The sequence below is a fragment of the Corynebacterium afermentans subsp. afermentans genome, from assembly GCF_030408355.1.
GTDB classification, from domain to species: domain Bacteria; phylum Actinomycetota; class Actinomycetes; order Mycobacteriales; family Mycobacteriaceae; genus Corynebacterium; species Corynebacterium afermentans.
Map to the genome: position 1 here is coordinate 24,729 of NZ_CP046606.1, position 20,923 is coordinate 45,651.

The 20,923-nt window shown below is 64.5% G+C and carries 16 protein-coding genes and 1 pseudogene; 10 read left to right on the plus strand and 7 right to left on the minus strand.

Translation table 11 applies throughout. From position 1 onward, the window contains the following. Positions 1 to 214 precede the first annotated feature (214 nt). Entirely contained in the window at positions 215 to 4,534 is a 4,320-nt protein-coding gene (locus CAFEA_RS00110; protein WP_143313368.1) for a hypothetical protein, read from the plus strand. Positions 4,535 to 4,587: 53 nt separating this feature from the next. On the opposite strand, the gene CAFEA_RS00115 is transcribed toward CAFEA_RS00110, so the two are convergent. From CAFEA_RS00115 to CAFEA_RS00130, 4 genes are read right to left on the minus strand one after another with little or no spacing between them, the layout of a single operon-like run. Continuing rightward, on the minus strand, positions 4,588 to 6,102 hold the full coding sequence (locus CAFEA_RS00115; protein WP_063937256.1) for a cutinase family protein: 1,515 nt from the start codon (positions 6,100 to 6,102) through the stop codon (positions 4,588 to 4,590). Positions 6,103 to 6,104: 2 nt separating this feature from the next. Beyond that, positions 6,105 to 6,542, minus strand: a complete 438-nt coding sequence (locus CAFEA_RS00120; protein ID WP_063937257.1) for a hypothetical protein — start codon at positions 6,540 to 6,542, stop codon at positions 6,105 to 6,107. A gap of 55 nt (positions 6,543 to 6,597) precedes the next feature. Further along, positions 6,598 to 8,691 (minus strand): YhgE/Pip domain-containing protein, encoded by a 2,094-nt coding sequence (locus CAFEA_RS00125; RefSeq protein WP_063937258.1) that lies wholly within the window; start codon positions 8,689 to 8,691, stop codon positions 6,598 to 6,600. Continuing rightward, positions 8,688 to 9,302 (minus strand): hypothetical protein, encoded by a 615-nt coding sequence (locus CAFEA_RS00130; RefSeq protein WP_063937259.1) that lies wholly within the window; start codon positions 9,300 to 9,302, stop codon positions 8,688 to 8,690. Before CAFEA_RS00130 ends, CAFEA_RS00125 begins: the two co-directional genes overlap by 4 nt. A gap of 97 nt (positions 9,303 to 9,399) precedes the next feature. Here CAFEA_RS00130 and CAFEA_RS00135 point away from each other — a divergent pair, with 97 nt between their 5' ends. After that, complete coding sequence (locus CAFEA_RS00135) at positions 9,400 to 9,954, plus strand: TetR/AcrR family transcriptional regulator (RefSeq protein ID WP_063937260.1); 555 nt, start codon at positions 9,400 to 9,402, stop codon at positions 9,952 to 9,954. Here the strand turns inward: CAFEA_RS00135 and CAFEA_RS00140 are convergent, their stop codons facing one another. After that, entirely contained in the window at positions 9,955 to 10,809 is an 855-nt protein-coding gene (locus CAFEA_RS00140) for a hypothetical protein (RefSeq protein WP_063937261.1), read from the minus strand. It lies immediately after the preceding gene. Between the two features lie 315 nt (positions 10,810 to 11,124). Between CAFEA_RS00140 and CAFEA_RS00145 the strand changes: the two genes are divergently transcribed. From CAFEA_RS00145 to CAFEA_RS00180, 8 genes and pseudogenes are all read left to right on the plus strand, one after another. After that, the gene (locus CAFEA_RS00145; protein WP_063937262.1) at positions 11,125 to 12,075 is read left to right on the plus strand and encodes a methylenetetrahydrofolate reductase; all 951 of its coding nucleotides are present in this window, start codon (positions 11,125 to 11,127) and stop codon (positions 12,073 to 12,075) included. Next, a complete protein-coding gene (metE, locus tag CAFEA_RS00150; RefSeq protein WP_063937263.1) occupies positions 12,072 to 14,330 on the plus strand; it encodes a 5-methyltetrahydropteroyltriglutamate--homocysteine S-methyltransferase in 2,259 nt (752 codons plus the stop codon). The genes CAFEA_RS00145 and metE overlap by 4 nt, the downstream gene beginning before the upstream one ends. A gap of 237 nt (positions 14,331 to 14,567) precedes the next feature. Further along, positions 14,568 to 15,182, plus strand: coding sequence for a hypothetical protein (locus tag CAFEA_RS00155; protein WP_063937264.1), 615 nt, complete (start codon positions 14,568 to 14,570; stop codon positions 15,180 to 15,182). Next, on the plus strand, positions 15,179 to 15,532 hold the full coding sequence (locus CAFEA_RS00160; protein ID WP_063937265.1) for a putative endonuclease domain-containing protein: 354 nt from the start codon (positions 15,179 to 15,181) through the stop codon (positions 15,530 to 15,532). Before CAFEA_RS00155 ends, CAFEA_RS00160 begins: the two co-directional genes overlap by 4 nt. Positions 15,533 to 15,686: 154 nt before the next feature. Next, positions 15,687 to 16,208, plus strand: a complete 522-nt coding sequence (locus CAFEA_RS00165) for a peptidylprolyl isomerase (RefSeq protein WP_063937266.1) — start codon at positions 15,687 to 15,689, stop codon at positions 16,206 to 16,208. A 357-nt stretch (positions 16,209 to 16,565) separates the two neighbouring features. Then, positions 16,566 to 16,775: pseudogene (locus tag CAFEA_RS00170) on the plus strand (transposase); the annotation flags it as partial. Positions 16,776 to 16,868: 93 nt separating this feature from the next. Further along, a complete protein-coding gene (locus CAFEA_RS00175; RefSeq protein WP_290183919.1) occupies positions 16,869 to 17,978 on the plus strand; it encodes an IS30 family transposase in 1,110 nt (369 codons plus the stop codon). A gap of 30 nt (positions 17,979 to 18,008) precedes the next feature. Then, positions 18,009 to 18,659 (plus strand): rhomboid family intramembrane serine protease, encoded by a 651-nt coding sequence (locus CAFEA_RS00180; protein WP_253705013.1) that lies wholly within the window; start codon positions 18,009 to 18,011, stop codon positions 18,657 to 18,659. A gap of 221 nt (positions 18,660 to 18,880) precedes the next feature. On the opposite strand, the gene CAFEA_RS00185 is transcribed toward CAFEA_RS00180, so the two are convergent. Continuing rightward, positions 18,881 to 20,290: a hypothetical protein gene (locus CAFEA_RS00185; RefSeq protein WP_063938644.1), complete on the minus strand. Its 1,410-nt coding sequence runs from the start codon at positions 20,288 to 20,290 to the stop codon at positions 18,881 to 18,883. 354 nt (positions 20,291 to 20,644) lie between these two features. Then, positions 20,645 to 20,920, minus strand: coding sequence for a cell division protein CrgA (gene crgA, locus CAFEA_RS00190; RefSeq protein WP_063938645.1), 276 nt, complete (start codon positions 20,918 to 20,920; stop codon positions 20,645 to 20,647). Positions 20,921 to 20,923: the final 3 nt, after the last annotated feature.

Sequence of the window (20,923 nt, forward strand, 5' to 3'; positions counted from 1 at the left end):
ATTTGTGTTTAAAAGTTGGACAAAGGTCGAGGTCAGCGGGGTGGGGATATGAGTTTTGTCTTAATATCTGGACTTTTATGGCTTTCAGGGTGGGTTGGGACTTCTTTTCGCCGGTTCATTGCGATTGAATAGGGGTCTGTCAGTTTTGGGGTCCGTGTTCAGGAACTCTCCAGGCTGCTTCGAATATCTCCCTAGACGTTGAAGGACTATGACGTTGCATAACGCAAACCTGAAAAAGCGCATCATGACCGCAATGGTCACTGGTGTTATGGCTACGGGCGCGGTCGTATCCGCTCCGCTCGCAGAGGCCGCAAGCGAGAACACTTCCAGCCAGCAGATCGTCGGTGCCTACGAGAAGCTCTCCGGCGCAGATCTGGCCCGCTACGACCAGATTCGTCAGCAGACCGTGAAGGAGGACCAGGCGATCGACCTGCTTCCGTCCAGTGTTGGCGCAGGCTGGTGCATCGACTGGGGTCTCGGTAACCCGTGGGATAGCGGTAACTACGAGGTACGCAAGCTCACTGGTGCGTCCGGTCGCGTCGGTAACGGTGACGCCATCAACGAAGACGTCCACATCGCGGCCATCAATGTGGTGAAGGCACTGCAGAAGGACTACAAGGCCTACGCAGCGGGCGACTCCTCCAAGGCAAAAGCCATCAAGGATAAGAACGCGATTCTGCGCGCTCTGCTGTCCAACCAGCTGGGCTACCTGAATCAGGCTCGTGAAGAAGTTCTTAGGGACCACAACACACAGTTCGAAAACCTCACCGGTTTCCGCATCGATCGCCATGATGCGCCGAAGGGTGAGCCGAACTACTACCTGATCAAGCAGCCCAACCACGCTAAGATTGCGCAGACCGTCAAGCCGGGCGAGTACGTCACCGTGCTTGTGCCGCTGGAGTACGACTTCAACATCGTTCCGCGCAAGTCCTTCCAGCGTCTGATCCCGGTTCCGCAGCCGGGTCTGGATCCGGATCCGCAGCCGACGCCGGAGCCGAGCAAGGAGTCCACGCCGCCGTCGCCCACGAAGCCGATCGTAGAGACGGTCACCATCACCGAGTCCCCGGTCACCACCATGGTTACCCGCCCACAAGAGGTCGTCACCACCGTGATGCAGCCGGGCACGACTGTCACCCAGCCGGGCACCACCGTGACCCAGCCGGGCACTACCGTCACCCAGCCGGGCACCACTGTCATCGAGCCGGGCACGACTGTCACCCAGCCGGGCACCACCGTCACCGAGCCGGGCACTACCGTGACCCAGCCGGCCACCACCGCGACCCGTCCGGAGCAGGTCACCACGGTCACCTCCACCAACACTGCCGTGACCGAGACCGTCGCCACCACGATCACGCCGGAGCCGACGACCACGACGACCACGGTCACCGACGTCGAGAAGTACTTCGTTGAGAAGTACTACGAACGCGTGAAGGAAGTTTCGGAGCACTACTACTTCGCAGGCTTCACCCGCGACGAGAAGTCCAAGGTCATTGAGATGCCGGAGAAGATCGGCAACAAGTGGACCTTCGAGATCATCAAGGGCTCCGACATCGTCGTCGTCGAGCGCTCTGAGGACGGCAAGCTCGTCATCACCCCGCGCGAGGACTTCGAGGGCGAGGGCGAGGTTGAAATCCTCATCACCGATGACAAGGGCAACCAGCACATCTACCGCATCAAGGTCACCGACACCGTTGCTGTGCAGGATTCCCTCAACGTCAAGGTGAACAACTTCTTCTACACCTTGAATGCTGGTAGCGAGGACCGCATCACCACTATCCCGTGGAAGCCGGGCGAGGACATCGACTGGGGTCTGGGCTACGACAAGGACGGCAACCTCATCCAGCCGGAGCACGGCGAGGTTGAGATCCTCAAGGACGAGGAGAAGGGCACCGTCACCGTCAAGGCTGGCGAGGACTACACCGGTAACGTCATTGTCCGCATCACCGAGGACAGCGGTGAGGTTCGCGAGAACATCGTCACCGTGGAGAACAAGACCTCCAAGTTCGACGTCACCCGTGAGATCCTGAACACCTCCACCGCGAAGATTGAGAACCGCGGCGGCGACTACAAGATCCTCGGCGACGGCGAGGACAAGGTCACTATCGAAGAGGACGGCGACGTCTGGGTTGTCACCCCGAAGGATGGCGCAACCGGCGACGTTGAGATTCTCTTCACCGACGAGAACGGCTTCGAGTACAAGTACACCCTCAAGCTTATTGAGGACAAGAACTCCGGCCCGACCGTCACCCAGCGCGACCTGGAGTACAAGTCCAAGAAGCCGGACACCCTCTTCATCGAGTACATCGAGAACCACACGGCTGAGATCGTCGCAGGCGACGACGTGGCGAAGATTGAGAAGAAGGGCGACAACTGGGTTGTCACCCCGACCAACCCGAAGGGTGGTCAGGCGACTGTCCACATCAAGGACGAGAACGGCCGTTTGGTGGCTGTCTGGATCGTCGACGTCGCGCCGCAGCCTGAGCAGGAGGTTGAGAACCAGGAGGTTAACCGCGACGTCAACGACCGCGCAACCGTTGAGATTTCCCGCGGCTCCATCGACTTCAACCGTCTCAAGGTCGTCGAGGGCGGCGAGTACCTCACCGAGGGCGCTGACGGCTCTGACTTCGGCGACAAGGACAACCTCAACCTGAAGTTCAAGCCGGTTCCGGAGGGCGAGACCCGCACTGTCAAGGTTGTGGAGTACGCCAAGACTGCCGACGGCGAGAAGCCGGTCAAGACCTACACCTACACGGTCGAGCCGTCCCCGGTCCGCGAGATGAACTACACCATCACCGCGGATAACGAGCTGAAGCTCTACGGCACCAAGTTCCGCGTTGCCAAGGGTGGCGACCTGCTGGCTGAGCAGCCGGAAAAGGATGCCTCCGAGATCAAGGTGACCCCGAAGCGCGACGCCAAGGGCACCCTGGTCATCGAGAACGTCTCCGACGACGGCTACGTCTTCGAGCGCTACACCTTCGAGATCACCCCGGGCCGCAGCGCCGAGGTGACCCCGGAGAACACCACCATGGGCTGGAACCAGACCGCGACCATCGCGTCTGAGGACGGCGAGAAGGTCGAGGTTCTTGAGGGCGAGGATCTCGTGGACATCACCCGCGAGGGCGACAAACTCCTCGTCACCGGCGAGAACAAGAAGAAGACCGGCAAGGCGCTGATCCAGGTCGGCGACAAGCGTGGCATGTACGCGAAGTACGAGATCACCCTGACCGAGCCGAAGCGCAACGGCCTGTACACCTACAAGATCTCCACCTCCACCGAGTTCCAGGCCACCCTGGTCAACGATGAGAACCGCTTCCAGGTGATCAAGGGCGCTGACGCGTTCGAGGCACCGGAGGAAAAGAACGGCCAGTGGGTCCTGCGCCCGAAGGCCGACAAGGTTGGCGAGACCGGCATTGTTGCTGAATACAACAAGGACGGCGAAGAGATCAACCGCTACAAGCTGGAGATCGTCGAGTCCAAGACCACCGGCGCACGTCAGCAGACCGACTTCCTCATCGAGGGCGACGCCAAGGAGCTGAAGAAGCTGGACGAGGGCAACAAGGTTGTCGTTGTCAGCGGCAGCGACCTGGTTGACCTCAAGGACAACGGCGGTTCCGTCGCGCTGACCGCGAAGAACGGCTCCGCAGGCAAGGTGGTCCGTGCCGAGGAGCGCAACTCCAACGGCGACCTGGTCCGCACCATCTCCTACGCCATCTACCCGGCGGGCACCCGCACCGCCGAGGGTAATGTGATCAGCGAGAACAACGATCTGCCGGTTGTCATCGACCACAGCATCAAGAACGACTCCCCGGTCAACGTCACCTTCCCGGACAACGTGAACGGGATCGTCTTCACCAAGGGCAAGGAGTACTTCGAGGAGGTCAAGAAGACCGACGAGGGCGTCACCCTGGTTCCGCGCAAGGACCTGAAGGACGGCACCTACGAGGCGTCCTACCTCCTGGTCGGCCCGGATGGACAGGCCTACGGCGAGCGCGAGATCGAGATCAACGTCAACGTTGAGAGCGGCAACCGCGTCGAGCAGAAGGGTTCCTCCGCTGAGCTCGACGGCAAGTGCATCGCCGGCATCGTGGGCCTGACCGCTCCGCTGCTGCTGGCTATCCCGCTGGGCATCCTCTCCCAGGTCCAGATCCCGGGCCTGGAAGGCGTGTCCGCACAGATCAACGCGGCTGTCCGTGACGCGAACGACCGCATCCAGCGCGGCCTGGGCATCTACGACGAGGATCGTGCATCCCGCGCAGCTGGCATCCAGGGTGCGTTCTCCATCGAGAACCCGCAGATGCTCGGCATGGCAGCTGGTGCCCTGGGTGCCATCTCCCTGGGTCTGCTCGCAGTCGACGGCGTCATGCGCGCCTGCGGTGCGGAGGAGTACACCTCCTCCTACATGATCGGCAAGGCCACCGGCAGCGAGACGTTGATGAACGGCTCCTCCGGTAAGGCCGACAAGAAGGACAACAACTCCGCCGATGAGGCCAAGGGTTCGTCCAAGGCTGAAGACTCCTCCAACGAGGAGAAGTAAGCCCCCGAAGAGCTAATGCCCACCAGGTCCACCCTGGTGGGCATTTCTCTTGCCTACTTCCCGGCAACCCCCTGGACTACCTGGCCGAGCCAGCCCAGCGCGTAGTCGTAGCCGGTGCGCCCCTCCACCGAGTACCCGCCGGGGATGTCGGTGTAGCCCAGCTTGTAGTACGACATGTGCCGCGGCCCGAAATCGCCCGCTAACTTCGCGGATGCCACCAGGTTGGCGTTGGCGGGGTGGTCGTAGGCGGCGCGCAGCCCCGCGGCATCCACTGCGTGAGCACTCAGCTTTGCGACGAGCTCCCGCACCACCACCTGCCTCCCCTCCGTGCCCGTGGGGGTCCGGGGGATCACGCCAAAGCGCTCCAACCACCAGTGCATCTGCTCCGCAGCCTGGATCGCGCGGAACATCTCGAGCATGGTGTCGAACCAGGCGGCGGCAGGCGAATCGCCCATGGCGCCGCGCAGCCCATCCAACCCCTGGAGCATCCACTGCCAGGTCACGCCCTCCTTCGCCAGCTCCGGCGCCGCGGCCGCGAGAGCGATGGCGGCCTGCTGTTCCACAGGCGTGGGGCTCGCCGCACTCGCGTGGCGCCCGGCGGCGGAGAGGATCAGGTGGAGTTCGTAGAGGATTTGGGGGGCCACGGTGGCGTCGAGAAGCGAAAGCCCCGATTCTTTGACCGCCTCGCGCGGGGGCATGCCGGCGGCCCGCAGCTGCTGGAAGCGCGCCACGCGCATGCCGGTGAACGCGTTGAAGGGGCCGAGCAACACGTCGCGCCCGGCCACGTCCGCGACCGCGCGCAGAACGGAATCCGGGTCCGTCGCGCACGCCATGTCGGCGCCGTTGCACAGGGAAAGCACCTTGCCATCCAGCCCGTTAAAGCCGGCGCGGCGGGTGCCGGCCAGGCCGACGCGGGTTGGCACGAGGGTAGTGCCGCCGGTCTGCACCGTCTCAAAGTTCGCGCCCCGCACGCCCTTCGGCGCCGGCGCGTAAAGGCGCGACGTGCGCGCGGGCTCGGCGGGCTCGCGCACAGGGGCGCGGGCGGGGTCGGCGAACAGCAGCACCGCGGCGATCTCATCCGCGCCCACCCCGCGCACGCGCCCGGCGGCGGCCTCCGCGGCGGCGTCGCCGATCAGGTGCGCGCCCTGGGAGTAGCCGATGAGGATGAAGCGGGTGCCGGGGCAGTGCCGGGCCACCGTCTCCATCTCCAGGGTGGCCACGTCGCGACCGTAGCGCACGGACTCGCCGTAGGTGGCGGCCTCCGTGCCCTCCAGGCCGTTGCCCGCGCTGCCCAGCGCGCTGAACCTGCCCAGCGAGGCCGGATACTTCACGGTGTAGGTGGACACAGTGCGGGCGCCGAAGCGGCGCTGGAGGTCGTCGGCGGGGGAGGACGCGTCGTCGAAAAGCGTCTCGCGCGCCGACGGATCCCAGGAATGCGAAAACCCCGTGCCAGCCGCCTGAATGACGTGCACGGGGTGGCAGCGCAGCCTCAACGCCTCCGCCTTCGGCGTGGCCACCGTCGCCGGGATCAGCGCGGCGGTGAGCGCGAGGGCGAGGGCGCGCTTCAAGGCTACTTGCGCGGCAGGGCGGCCAGCGCGAGGCCGATGCCGACGAGCCAGGAGTCCTTCGCAATGGCGAGGCCTGCGCTGGACGGGCGGATGCCGTCGTCCTCGGTGTACTGGTCGTTACCGAAGTACATGGAAAGCAGGCCGGCACCGAACGCGGTCAGGCCCAGGCCGGCCAGGCGGTTCGGGATCAGCGGGCACAGAAGCGCCGCGCCCAGGGCGGTCTCAGCGGAGGCGAGGCCGGTGGCGAAGTTCTCAGCGTCGACCTGGCCCAGCTGCGGGATGCCGTCGGTAGCCATGTCGCGCAGGCCCTCGGCGCCTTCCTTGTCCACCTGGAATTTGCCCAGGCCGGAGTTTAAGATCAGGGCGCCGGTGGGGATGCGCAGCGCCGCGGACGGCAGACGCAGGTTGATCTTGTCCTTGTTGGATTTCTTGAAAAACATGGGTGGGGTCCTTCGGTCTATCGGGGGAAATGTTGTGCCCCGCCCATGGTAGGGGTTACACGGACAGCTCGGGGTGGAGGTCCTTCATGTGCCAGGTCCGGCGGCCGTACAGAGCCACGCACGAGATGGACACGGACAGCGCACCGACGAACAGCAGCACGGTCACGGCGGTCCACATGCGCGGGTCGTAGGACGGGGTGCCGAACAGCGCGTAGCGCACCAGATCCACCGAGTAGCGCATCGGGTCCCAACTGTGCACCCACTGAATGAACTCGGGCTGCACCTCCGGCGGATACAGGCCGTTCGACGCCACCAGCTGCAGCGACATCAACGCCATGGTGGCCAAACGCCCAGGTGCGGGCCCCAGCGCGGTGTTCAACGCCATAATCGCGGTGACGAACACCCAGGACACCAGCACCAGCACGCCGAACAGCGACAGCGGGTGCAGCGGCTCGACGTCCAGGATGAACACCTGCATCACCCACAGGGCGATGGACTGGAAGAAACCGATGATGAACGACGGGATCATCGTGTAGAGCAGCACACGCAGCGGGTTGGTGCCCGAGTCGATCGCGCGGCGGCTAAACGGCGGCATGATCATGTACATAATCAGCACGCCGAACCACAGCGACAGCGACAGGAAGAACGGGCTGAGGCCCTTGCCGAAGAAGGTCACGCCGTCGCCGGTGTTTTCGGTGTGCACCGGGTCCGCGGCGGCGTCGATAGCCTTGTTCAGGCGCTCACCCTCCCAGCTTGGGGCCTTTTCGGCGCCGTCGGAAAGACTCATTGAGAGCTCGCCGGTACCATCGGAGAGCTTGACCAGGCCGTCGTTGAGGTCGCCCAGGCCCACCACCAGCTGGTTAGACCCGGCGGCCAGGCGCGAGGTGGCGTCGGTGGCGGTGTTCGCCGCCACGACCAGCTTGCCCGTGCCGTCCTTCAGCGTGGTCACGCCGGCGACCAGGGTGCCGGAGCCTTCCTGCAGGCGCTTCAGGCCGTCCGCAAGCGTCTTTGCGCCCTCGACGGCGCTGTCAACGCCGCCGCGGTACTTCGCGCTCGGGTCCGACAGCTGGTTGGCCAGCTCGTGCGCGCCAGCTTGCAGCTGCATCAGCTGGCCCACCAGGTTGTTCTCCGTGACCGCCTGCAGCGGGCCGGCGTTGATCTGCAGCTGTACGCCGCGCGCCTGGTCCGCCAGCTCCTTGCTGCCCGGGATGGGGGAGCGGTCCAGGTCCGCGATCACGTTGTTCAGGTTTGCGTTGATGTCGTCCAACGCGGCCTGCAGCTCGTTGATCTTGCCGGCAAAGCCAGCGATTTTGTCTACGCCGCCGGCGATCTGCGTCGCGCCGTCGCCAAGCTGCTGCGTACCCGCCTGCAGCTGAGTCAGGCCGTTGGAGAGCTGGTCGGCGCCGCCGGAAGCGGTGGTGATGCCGTCGTTGAGCTGAATCGCGCCGTCCTGCAGGCGGGCGACACCGCCGTCGAGTTTGGTCACGGCGTCCGGCAGCTGCTGCACCTTGTCGTTGAGCTGCTGGATGCCGTCGTTGAGCTTCGTGCCACCCTCGTTGAGCTGCTCCGAGCCGTCGTGCGCCTTGTTCGCGCCCTCGTCCAACTGCCCGGCGCCGTCGGCGGCCTTATGCACGCCGTCCGAGAGTGTGTTGATGCCTACAAACAGCTGCTCAACCACCTTGCTGCCCACGGAATTCGACACGGCAGAGCCGATCGCCTCCGCGGCCTTCTCGCCCAGCATGGTGGGGATGAAACCGTTGGTCTCGTTCAGCGTGATGTTGATCTTCGCTGAATGCGGGTCATCCTCCTTCACACTGGTCACAGCCTCAGAGAAGTCCGTGGGGATCTCTAAGCCCAAGTAATACTTGCCGCTAGCGATGCCTTCCTGGGCCTCCTCGGCGCTGACAACCTGGAAGTCCATGGGGCGCTGCTCCAGCAGCTTGTCCACAACCTGCTGGCCGTTGTCGCCCTCGTCCGAGTTCACCAACGCGACGGGCAGCTTGTACAGGTTGCCCAGCGGGTCCCAGTACGCCCAGGGGAACAGGCCGCCGAACAGCAGCGGCAGCAGGCAAATCGCCGTGATGGCAAGCGGGGGAAGCTTGCCGTGGGCGAACTTCCGGAAGTCGGATCCAATGTGCAGGCCACTCATAGCCCCTCCTCATTCACCGTGTTCACCATTACGGGCAGGTGTAGCGCGACCCCGCGCAGATCATCCAGCAGCTTGCGGCGGATGTCCATCTTGCGCACCTGGTCCACATCGTCCACGATCAGCATCTTCGCGTCCGGGCGGGAGATCAGCGCCAGCAGCACGCGCAGGCGGAAGCGGTCCGTCGGGCCGATGTCGCCGACGTGCGCCGTCATGTCGATGTCTTCCAGCTGCAACGGCTCCAGCCACTTTTCCACGTTGTCGTGGGACTTGATCGCCCTGGATGTGTGCGGTGTGCGGGCGAAAAAGTTCTGCGACCACGCAATCTGCTCGCGCACCACGTCGCGGATGCGCACGAGGCGATCCAGCCCGTCAATCTCGGTCACGCCTGCGAGCGCGATCTGCTTGAAGCGCTGGCGTGTCCTGGTTTCTTCCCCGTCGAGGAGGATCGTGCCGGAGTGCGGGTTGAAGCGCCCCGCCAGCGCGAGGCTGAGCAGGGTCGAATCGGACTCTCGCCGCGTGTTCAGCAGGGTCAACCCCCGACCGATGTCGAAGTTTTCCGGGGTGTCGCCCTTGCGGAGCACGAGGTCTTGCGTGCTGAGTATGGGGGTCATGCGGTCCCTTAACCGTAGGGTGGACTATCACTTAACTCGTGCTATGGTGCTCCCCAAAATAGTCACTGTCAAACCCAAAAAAGGGGGCTGGTCAACAATGCGCGCAGACGCCCGCGCGAAACGCGACCAGATTGTCACCGCAGCGCTGGCCCAGATAGGTACTCGCCCGAACTCCGAGATCACCCTCGAGGGCATCGCGGCGGACGCCGACGTGGGCATCGCCACCCTCTACCGTCACTTTCCCACCCGCGCCGCGCTCTACGACGCCTGCGCGATCGTCTTCCTCGAACGCATCGAATCGCTCCTCGATGACGCCCTCGACGGCTTCGAAGACAATCCCACCGAACACTTCGAATCCTTCGTCTGGGCGCTCGTCGAATCGGGCGTGGGCATCCTCGCCACCGCGCTGGCCGCCGATGGCTCCGACGGCGGTCTCGGCGCACGGCGTGACGCGTTCATGAGCAAAGTGCAATTGCTTATCGACGCCGCCGCCCCCCACGGCATCATCGCCCCCGGCCAGTCACCCATGCAGCTGGCCACCGAGCTCGTCGTAGCGACGCGGCCGCTCACCGCCCCGCTCGCAGACATCCTTCCGGATGTGCGCGACCGCCTAGTGCGCCACCTCATGGCGGGCTGGCGCACCACGGCTTAACTACTTGTTGCCGTCCTGCGGGAAGTCGTTCAGGTCCTGGCCGATACGGCCGTCGCGGAACGTGCGCTCCGCCGGCTCTTCGCGCAGCTCGTGGCGGCCGCCCTCGGCACCGTCGGTGGCGTCCTCCACGGAGTGCTGGGCGTGGGTGGCCTTGCGCTGATCGTCCGCCAGGGTGTCCAGGGTGGTCAGGCCCTCCCCGCCAAGGTCCTCCGGGGAGTTGGTGGTGGTGCCGGAGGTGGCGTCGGAAAGCTGCTCCTCGCCCGACTCATTCGGGAACACGCCGCCCTCGATGCCCTCCTCGCGACGGGCACCCGCGCGGTCGTCTTCCGTACGCGTGGAGTACACGATGGTGGAAGAACCGCGCGTGTCAGTCTCTGTGCGGGTCGGTGCCGGACGGTAGGCCTTCGCCGGCTCGTCCTCGCCCGCGAGCTTGTCCTTGAGGAAGAACTCCCAGGCAGCCCACGCGCCACCCGCGAGCGCGGCGGTACCCAGCGTTGCGCCGACGACCTTGCCAAACCCGCCCTTCTTCTTTTTCTTCGCGGTCTTCGCGTGCTTCTCCAGGAACTCCTGGCGTTCCTTGCGGCTCGGGGCGGCGTCCGCGAACTGCTTGCGACGGCGGTCCAGACGGTCGTGCGCGTCGCGGGTGATCTCGCCGGCCTGCGCCCGGGCGGCGCCGTAGAGTTCCTGCAGCTGATCAGCGTCGAACTTCTCGTGGATATCGTCCAGCTTGCCGTCCTTCAGGTTGTCCAGCAGGGACTGGTAGATATCGCGCTCGCGCTTGTCGTTCTGGTCGCGCAGGTACTTCCACGCCTGGTTGGCAATAGCGGCGGCGAAGCCGATGTTCTTCAGGTTCACGGGTAGCTCCTTGTGTTGCGTTTGTAAGTTTCGGGTGGTTGCGCGGCCCAGGGTAGCGAAATCCGCCGTGCCTGCTCGGAAACCGGGGAGCTCCGCCAGACCATCGGGCTCAGTGCGTACCAAGCGTTACGCAAAAGTGAACAGCTTGGTTCATTTTATGCGATTAACATTCACGACAAATAACCCCGTACGCAGCGCAGACAGCGCTCAAAACTGTGAACGCATTGTGGCGGTTACGTGGCGTCAATAAGTTTCAAGGCACCGTTTAAACACGGTGCAACGAAACACATCAACCCAGCCGAGAAAGGTCCTGCCATGTTCGAAGCCTCTTCTTCGACCAGGCTTTCCGCCTCGGCGCCGCTGGACCGCGAGGGCGCGCAGCTGATCCGCCGTCCCCGCCCGAAACGCCAGCGCACCGCCCTGAGTTTCGAGATCATCCCGCCTCGCCCCACGGACGACCCGGAGAAGATCGACCAGCTCATCGCGGGCCTGGCGGAGTACAAGCCGGATTACGTCTCCGTGACCAGCTCGCGCCGCAGCGAGTGGCTGGAGGGCACCGCCGCCGTGATCTCCCGCATCTCGGAGACCACCGACCTGCGCACCATCGCGCACCTCGCCTGCACCGCGGGCACGCGCGATGAGATGGCGGAGTGGGTGCGGGTGCTTATCGACGCCGGCGTCCGCGGGTTCCTCGCCCTGCGCGGGGACCTGCCGGAAGAGGGCCTGCCTGCGGACCACCTGCAATACGCCACGGATCTGCTCAACCTGATCCAGGACGTGCAGGAGGAAGAGGCGTTCCGCCTCGCCGCCGGCAAGCTCGCTCTCTCGGTGGCCTGCTACCCCAAAGGCCACGAGGAATCCCGCAACTTCGACCACGACCTGGACGTGCTGTTGACCAAGCAGCGCCTGGGTGCGGACTTTGCCATCACGCAGCTGTTCTTCGAGGCTCAGGACTTCATGGAGTTCGTCGAAGTGGCGCGGCTGGCGGGCGTGCGTATCCCGCTCATCCCCGGCATCATGCCCATGACCTCGCTGAAGCGTGTCCGACGCATGGGGGAGTTGTCGGGGCTGGAGGTGCCGGTAGGCGTCGAGAAGCAGTTGCTCGAAGCGGACAACGAGTACGAGGCCGGCATGCAGCTCACCGCCAACCTGGCGCGCGAGATTCTGGATGCTGGCGCGGGCGGACTCCACGTGTACACGCACAACAACCTGCACGTCACGCGGGACTTTCTGGACCGCATCGGAATAGATAAAGGACAACAATGACCACCTTCCCCAAGGCCACCATCGAGGGCTACCCCCGCATCGGCGCGAACCGCGAACTCAAGCGCGCGCTGGAAAGCTACTGGGCGGGCCGCATCGACGCTGAGACGTTCCGCTCCACCGCACGCGCCCTGCGAGTGAACAACTACAACCACCTGCGCGACCTCGGCCTGACCGAGGATTACGCCATCCCGGCGGACGTCGCACTCTACGACCAGGTGCTCGACACCGCCCTGACCGTCGGCCTCGTGCCGGGCGGGGTGGACCTGGACGAGGAGTTCGCGCTCGCCCGCGGCAACGACACCCGCGTGCCGCTGGAGATGACCAAGTGGTTCGACACCAACTACCACTACCTCGTGCCGGAGATCGAGGCAGGCCAGGAGATTAAGGCTGTGCCGGAGCGCATCCTGCGCATCGTGGAGGAGGCCGCCGAGGCTGGCCACAAGGTCCGCCCGTTCCTGGTCGGCCCGGTCACGCTGATCGCGCTGTCCAAGCCGGCCGAGTGGTCGCTGCTGCCGTCGCTGGTGGAGGCGTACGCCGAGGTCTTCGCCGCGCTGAAGGACGCCGGCGTGGAGTGGGTCCAGATCGCCGAGCCCGCCGTGGTGGCCGACCTGTCCACCCCGGACGCGGAGATCGCTTCCTACCTGCGCGAGGCTTGGTCCGATTTGCTGGGCCGCGAGACCCGCCCGAACGTGTACCTGACCACCCCGTACGGCTCCGCCCGCGAGGCCCTGCCGGTGCTCGGCGAGCTGGGCGTGGAGGCGCTGCACGTGGACCTCTCCCCGTGGACCCTCGAGGCCGATTCCGGCTACCCGGAGCGCGTGCGCGAGGCGATCCCTTCGGAAACCCACCTGGTCGCCGGACTTATCGACGGCCGCAACGTCTGGACCGCCAACCTCCGCGAGCGCACCGAGGTGCTCGAGTCCCTGGGCCGTTCCGCTGATTCGGTGTCCGTGTCCACCTCCACCTCCCTGCAGCACGTGCCGCACACCCTGAAGGCCGAGCGCAACATTCCGGTCGAGGTCGCGCCGTGGCTGGCTTTCGCCGACGAGAAGCTCGCCGAGATCCAGGCGCTTGTCGCAGGTGAGGAGGGCGCCGGCGAGGCGTTCGCCCAGTCCGACCGCGCCGTGCGCACCCGCGCCGAGTCCACCACCATCCACAACTCCGCCGTCGTGGACCGCGTCGCCGCCCTGCCGGAGGGCGCCGTCAAGCGCGAGCCGGCGTTCGAGGAGCGCAACAAGGTCCAGCGCGAAGAGCTCGGCCTGCCGACGCTGCCGATCACCACGATCGGTTCCTTCCCGCAGACCACCGAGATCCGCAAGGCGCGCGCGGACCACCGCGAGGGCACCCTCTCCGACGCCGAGTACAACGAGGCGCTGAAGGTCGAGATCAAGCAGGTCATCGAGCTGCAGGAGGAGATCGGACTGGACGTGCTGGTCCACGGCGAGGCGGAGCGCAACGACATGGTGCAGTACTTCGCCGAGCTTCTCGACGGCTTCGTGGTCACCGAAAACGGCTGGGTCCAGTCCTACGGCTCCCGCTGCACCCGTCCGCCAATCGTGGTCGGCGACGTCTCCCGCCCGGAGGCCATGTCCGTGGAGTGGTCGGCTTACGCGCAGTCGCTTTCCGACAAGCCGGTCAAGGGCATGCTCACCGGCCCGGTGACCATCCTGGCCTGGTCCTTCAAGCGCGACGACGTGCCTTTGAGCGTTTCCGCCGACCAGATCGGCGTCGCACTCGCCGACGAGGTCGCGGACCTGGAGAAGGCCGGCATCAAGGTCATCCAGATCGACGAGCCGGCGCTGCGTGAGCTGCTCCCGCTGCGCGCCGACGACCGCGCCGCCTACCTCGAGTGGGCCCAGCGCGCGTTCCGCCTGGTGTCGTTGAACGCGAAGCCTGCGACCCAGATCCACACGCACCTGTGCTACTCCGAGTTCGGCCAGATCATCGAAGCCGTCGCAGGCCTCGACGCCGATGTCACCTCCATCGAGGCAGCCCGCTCCAAGATGGAGCTGCTCGAGGACATCGACGAGACCTTCCACTCCGAGATCGGCCCCGGCGTGTGGGACATCCACTCCCCGCGCGTGCCGTCGGCCGAGGAGATCGCCGGCCTGCTGCGCGCGGCACTGAACCACGTGCCCACCGAGCGCCTCTGGGTCAACCCGGACTGCGGCCTGAAAACCCGTGGTTACGCCGAGGTCGACCCCTCCCTGCGCAACCTGGTCGCCGCGCGCGACGAGGTCGTCGAAGGGCTCTAGGGCGCCGGGCGGGGCGGAGCTGGCGTCGTAAAGCCTGTGCCCCGCTGCCCTTAGCCCCCGCGCCCTCCGCGCCCTCCTCGCCCCTGCCCCTTGCCCCGCGAAAGTCGAGTACGGGAGGTCGAGTATGCCCTCAATTTGGGCCGGACTCGACCTCCGCCGCTCGACTTTTGGCGGGGCCCTTTCGTTCTCGCCAGTAGCCATGTACTCTGAGCGAAACAAACAAACATCGGGGGGATCATGGACAGGAGAAAGCTAGCGCAGCTGCTGGTCAGACCGGGGGAGTCGGACCGTCAAACGTGCATCAAGTTATCCGCGAACAAATTCATCGCAGAGGTGGAATGGTCGCGGCTGAAACACCACGAGCAGGAGTTTCTCAGCTGCTACGCCGTCGGCGCCGCGAGCCGGAAAGCGGTGCTGGTGGGGCGCTCCGCCGCAGTCGTGCACGGCCTGTGGACACTGCCCGCCCCAGACGCGCCCGTCCTGCTGGCCATCCCGGGACAAAAACCGCCCGCCAGGGCAAGCTGGCCGGATGGAGTCGAATACCGCAGCCTGCGCATCCCCGAAGAAGATGTGCTGGCCATCGACTGCGCGACGCCTGGCGACGCCCTCCGGTTAACCAGCCCCGTCCGCACAGCCGTCGACGTCGCGCGCCTGCACGGGGTGAGGGCAGGAGTCGTCGCGATGGATTCCCTATTTGTGGGCAAGCCACCGCTGGAGCAGGAACGCATCCAGGCCGACTCCACGCGACGATTAAGCGGCTGGCAGGCAAGAAGGGGATCGGGCGGGCACGGCAGGCGTTGCGCTGGTCGTCCACCAAGTCCGAGTCGCCGTACGAGTCTCTCCTGCGCGTGATCCTGCGCGAGCGGAACATCGTCGTCCGCGAGCAGATGTGGATTGGCCGTTACGTGCGTCCCGACCTGCTGTGGGGGCAGGTGGCGATCGAGATCGACGGGCTGGTCAAGACGGCGAAGAAAGACGAGGAGTTGGCGAAGAAGGTGTCGCGGGACCAGCTCCTGCGCGAAAACTGGTTACGGAAGCAGGTCTATGAGGTCGCCCGCTTCGAGCCGTTGGATATTCTCCGGGACGAGGATGCCTGTGTTCGGGAGATCCTTGAGCTCAAGGCCCGCTCCGGTCTCCTCGGCGAGCCGAAAGTGCCGGCCACGGTGTTCAGGCCGGTGCATGGGGAGCACTGGCGGAGGTAGGGGCGCTATAGCCCGCCGGAAGTCGAGTACTGGAGGTCGAGTACGGCCCCGAAACCGGGCGTACTCGACCTCCCGGACTCGACCTTGAGGGCCATGACCCCAACCCCGCACCCGCCCACACACCGCGCGGCGGAACCCGCGTACTCTGGAGCGCATGACTCAAAAGACTCAGACGATGACTCTGCACACCAATCACGGCGACATTGTGATCGACCTGTTCGGCAACCACGCGCCGAAGACGGTCGAGACGATTACGGGCCTGGCACAGGGCACGGCCGACTACTCCACCAAGAACGCCAAGGGCACCACGGATGGCCCGTTCTACGACGACGCGATTTTCCACCGCATCATCCCGGGCTTCATGATCCAGGGCGGCGACCCGACCGGCACCGGCACCGGCGGTCCGGGCTTCCAGTTCGCCGACGAGTTCCACCCGGAGCTGCAGTTCGACCGCCCGTACCTGCTGGCCATGGCTAACGCTGGCCCGGGCACGAACGGTTCCCAGTTCTTCATCACCGTCGACGCGACTCCGTGGTTGAACAACCGCCACACCATCTTCGGCGAGGTCACCGATGATGCCTCGAAGAAGGTCGTCGATGAGATCGCGGGCGTGCAGACCGGCCGCATGGACCGCCCGGTCGAGGATGTCGTGATCGAGTCCGTCGACATCGCTTAAGCCAAAAGCGCCACAAGCGCCGCGCCCCCGCCACCGTGCGGGGGCTTTTTCGTACCCTGATCCGGAGTTGTCAGTGGGTGAATGCGCCACCTCGACTTGGAGGTTGTTGTGGCTGGTCGTTGGACTCCGAAGGATGTGAAGGCTGCGTCTGTGGCGCGGCTTGTTGCAGGCGATGATGTCGGCGAGATTGCTCGTGAGGCCGGTGTGGCAGAGGCCACGGTTTATGAATGGGTCAAGCAAGCAGGCGTGCTCCCGCCGAAGAAGGCGTTGGCACGTGCACGTGACCAGCTCATCGACGAGGCGGTGGCGCTGGTGGCTTCAGGTATGTCGGTACCGGATGCGGCTGCGACGTTAGGCATGTCACCAGGGGCGTTGTACCAGCGGTTGGCGAAAGTCGGTGTGCTCACCGAACTGCAGCAAAAGCCCCGCATCACCCCGCAGCAGAAAGCTGACGCGGTCGCACGGGTGCTGGCTGGTGAGCCGGTTGACGAGGTTGCGGCGGCGTTCGACCGGTCTGCGAATTCGGTGTATCGCTGGGTGCAGCAAGCACGCCAGGAGAAGGCGGGCGGAAACCGTGATGCGTCACAGCGCGCGGACACGCCGGAGGCTTGCACGGTAAAACCACCTGCACACAGCAAAGTTGATTCCGTGCCAGCACCAATGAAAACACAGGCAGGCCACGCGCCTGCCGACTATGCCGAGGACCGTGTGAAAGTCGGCCGCGGGGTCCGACTGTCGTATGAAGACCGCCTGACGATCCAACATGGGTGCAGCCAGGGAATGTCAGCCAGGCAGATCGGAGCACTTCTGGGGCGCCACCATAGCGTGATCAGCCGGGAAATCGCCCGCAACGGGTGGGAAGTTCCCGGCGAAGACGGTGAGGCCACGGTGTACTACAACGCCCGGCAAGCCGGCCTGGGCGCCAAGGCGCGTGCGCACCGGCCGAAGGTGCGCAAGCTTGACGACAACCCGGCACTTCGTGCTGTGGTGGTGACGTGTCTTGCCCGCCGGTGGTCGCCCGGGCGCATCAGTGTGTGGCTTCAGCATGCTTTCGCCGATGATGAAAGCATGCGTATTTCCCACGAAGCGATCTACAGTGCCTTGTACATCCAGGGCAAAGGCAGCTTGCGCGCCGAGCTTGAAGCGGTGATGAAGACCCAAGATGTGCTCATCCGCGGCGGCAAGCGGCGAAAAGCTCGGCCCCGTAATGCCGGTGTGCTCACCGGTAAGCCGTGGATCAAAGGTGCTGAAATCACCAAGCGCAGCCCAGAGGCTGACGACCGGGCAATCCCCGGGCACTGGGAAGGCGATCTTGTTATCGGCACCGGCGGCAAAAGCGCGCTGATTACCCTGGTGGAGCGCACCAGCCGCTACACCCTGCTTGGTCATCTGCCCACCGAACACACATCGATGACGGTGATTGCAACGATCCAGCAGATGGTCAAAGACCTCAACGCTGAACAGCTCAAGACCATCACCTGGGATCAAGGCGTGGAAATGGCTGAAACCGCACGTGTGCGCATCAAAGACGGCTGCGAGGTGTACTTTTGCGATCCGCACGCGCCGTGGCAGCGGCCGACCAACGAGAACACCAACGGTGAGATCCGCCGCCGCTTCTACAAAAAGGGCACCGACTTCGCCGAAGTAACCCCCGAGCACGTCGCCTGGGTACAAGACGAACTCAACGACACACCACGACAAGTCCTCGGCGGAGCAACCCCACGTGAGATACTCCAGCAAATATTCAATCGTGGCGCATTAACCGCTTGATCCCGCCATCCCATGCCCACACTCCGCAACTTGCCCCGCACTGCCCCCGCTACGACCGCGATCGCGGCGATCTGCACGCTCGTGTTCCTTGTCGCCGCGCTGCAGGCTCGTTCGCTCACGGACGTGGTGTGGGATTCGGCCGTTGGCTCCAGCACTATCCTCTACGGCCCCGAGGTGTACGGCGCGGGTTACCTCCGCGCGCTGACGGCGGGTTTCATGCACTTGGACGTCACGCACCTCTTCCTCAACATGTTCATGCTGGTCTTGGTGGGTGCGGAGGTGGAGCGCTTCCTCGGCTCTGGTCCGTTTGTGGTGGCGTGGGTCGCGGGGGTCCTTTGGGCGTCGGCAAGTGTGCTTGCTTTTAGCTTTACGACGCCCACGGCCGGCGCTTCCGGCGCCCTCTACATGTTGATGGCGCTGCTGATCGCAATTGCTTTTCGACGTTCCACCGACCTGCGCGCGCCCCTCGCCCTGGTGGCGGTGAACGTGGCGTACACGCTGCTCAGCCCGGGTGTTTCGCTGTGGGGGCACCTCGGCGGTTTGGCGGCGGGGGCGTTGATGGCGTGGCCGTTGACGTCGCAAAGTGTGCGCACCCGCTGGATCACGGCGGGTGTCGCGGCCGCGACGGCGTGTGTGGCGGTGTGGGCGCTTACCATCCCGTCGACCGTGCCGGTGTACTAGTTATCCACAGCGGTTGTCCACAGTGTGGATAACTACACGCGTGTAACTCCTCGAACGACACGTCGAACGGTCAAAATGACACGCCGACGAAACCTGGCATTTTCGAACCACCACCAGCACATTTCACAGCCCTGTGGAGTTGTGCGCAGAGTTATCCACAGGTGTGGATAGAAAAAAGCCCGTTGAGCCTGAACTCAACGGGCGTTATCCGGCGGGGAGTGTTAGAACACGCCGCGGATCTTCTTGTTGAAGTCGGAGACGGTCACGTCGCGGGAGTCCACGTCCTGGTCGTTGTAGAAGGAGGTGTCGCCAGCGAGGCGGCCGGTCTGGGTGACCTTCATGTAGTTGTACAGGCGGCCTTCCTTGGTGTTGCCGTCGCCGAAGGAGAATGCGCCCAGCAGCATCTCGTCGCCTGCGAGGATCGGGTTGGACAGGGTGACCTCGAAGGTGCGGATGCCACGGTCGTAGTCGTAGCCCAGGTCGCGGATGTGGGTGCCGTTGTACTGGGTGGTGGTGATCAGGCGGTCAACGCCCTCCGGACCCGCCTCGGTGCCGACCTCGACGCGGAAGGTCAGGGCCGGGAACTCGCCCCAGTAACGCTTCGCGCCGGTGTTCTTCAGGCGCAGTGCCACGGAACCCGCGGCGCCGGGGACCTTCCAGGAGGAAGCGGTGAAGTACGGCTGCAGGTCCAGGTCGCGCTGGGCATCTGCCTGCTCATCGACGACTTCGTTGACCTCGTCAGCAGCGTTTTCTTCGACCTCGTCGATGACCTCGGCGCCCTCGTTTGCGATGTCGTTGTTGGTCACGTCGGTGGCTTCGTCGTTGTCGACCGCGGTGACGTCGTCAAGGTTTGCGCCCGTCTCGATCTTCTCGACGTCCTCGTTGTACGCCGGGTTCGGGTTCTCCACGGTGTCGGTGACCTGAGCGCCCTTGTTCGGTGCCCAGGAGCCGGCCGGGGTGGAGTAGTTCTTGACGCGGACCTCGTTCTTGACCGGCATGTTTGCAACCCATGCGGTCGGGGTTGCCCAGGTGCCGTTCGGGCGGCAGCGCTGCTGGGTGCCGGTCATGGTGACGGTGCGGAAGCCGTAGGTTGCCTCGCCGGTGTTGCCGGCCGGCACGTCGTACGGGCCGATCTTCTGGCCGACGGACCAGGACAAGGAGCCGGAGACGTCCCAGCCCAGCGACTTGGCCAGGGAGTAGCCGATGTTGCCCTCGATGCCCTTCTTGGAGCCGGAGCCGCCGAGGCTCAGGGTCTCCGTTTTGGAGCCGTTGATGGAGGCGGAGATGGTCTGGGTGCGCGACAGGTCCTGGGACAGCGGGATGGCGTTGTCGGACAGGTTGGTGGTGGAGATGGTGCCCACCGGCAGGAAGTTGTCCTTCACCTTGTAGACGATGGTGCGGTAGTCCTCGGTGGAGTTGCACACCGGGCGCGGGTTGAGGATGTTGGCCTTCAGGTGGTCCGAGCCGCGGTAGGTGTGGATGATCGGCAGTGCGGAGTTGGTTGCCGGGGTCTCCGGGTAGGACTCTTCGAAGGTCTGGGCGGTGGCGGTGATGCCGGAGCCTGCGATTGCGACAGCGGCGACGGCTGCGATCGCGGCCTTGGCAGCACCAGCGATGCGGGATGCGCGCATTTGGCGTTCCTTTCGGGGAAACAATTGTGGATTTTCAAGGGGCGGGCTTCTCAACCTTTTAGCGAGGAGCTCTTAGATAATTCCTAGCCAACTGACCGGGAAGGTCATAATATTGTTGAACAATCCACCTATTCCGGGGTCAAACTAAAGTAATTGTCACGTCATAAAAGCCTGGTTACCTGCATTAACACTAATGATTATGTGAAAAACCCCGCCGCAATCTATCGGTCTATTTAAATACAGTCATGTGTAACCTAAAATCGGTCGCAGACGTCTAACCCCCACCAACGCAAAAATCGGATTGTGGCAAATATTTGCCACAATCCGATTTCACACATCCCCCCGGAAAAAGGGCTATCGCCAACCCATGGTCATCAGCAGACCCAGGATCATGCCGGCGAAGCCGATGGCGTAGTTCCACGGCCCGAGCTGCCCGAGCCAGGAGATCTGGTCGCCGGCGAGGTAGTAGAGGATCAGCCAGGCCAGGCCGAGGAGCATCAGCCCGAACATGATCACCTTGTACCACATCGGGGTGCCGCCGGTGTTGACCTTCACCGGGGTACGGCTGGTGCTGGCGGAGGTGCTGCTAGCTGGGCGGATGGGGTCTTTAGTTACTTTTGCTTTAGGCATGTG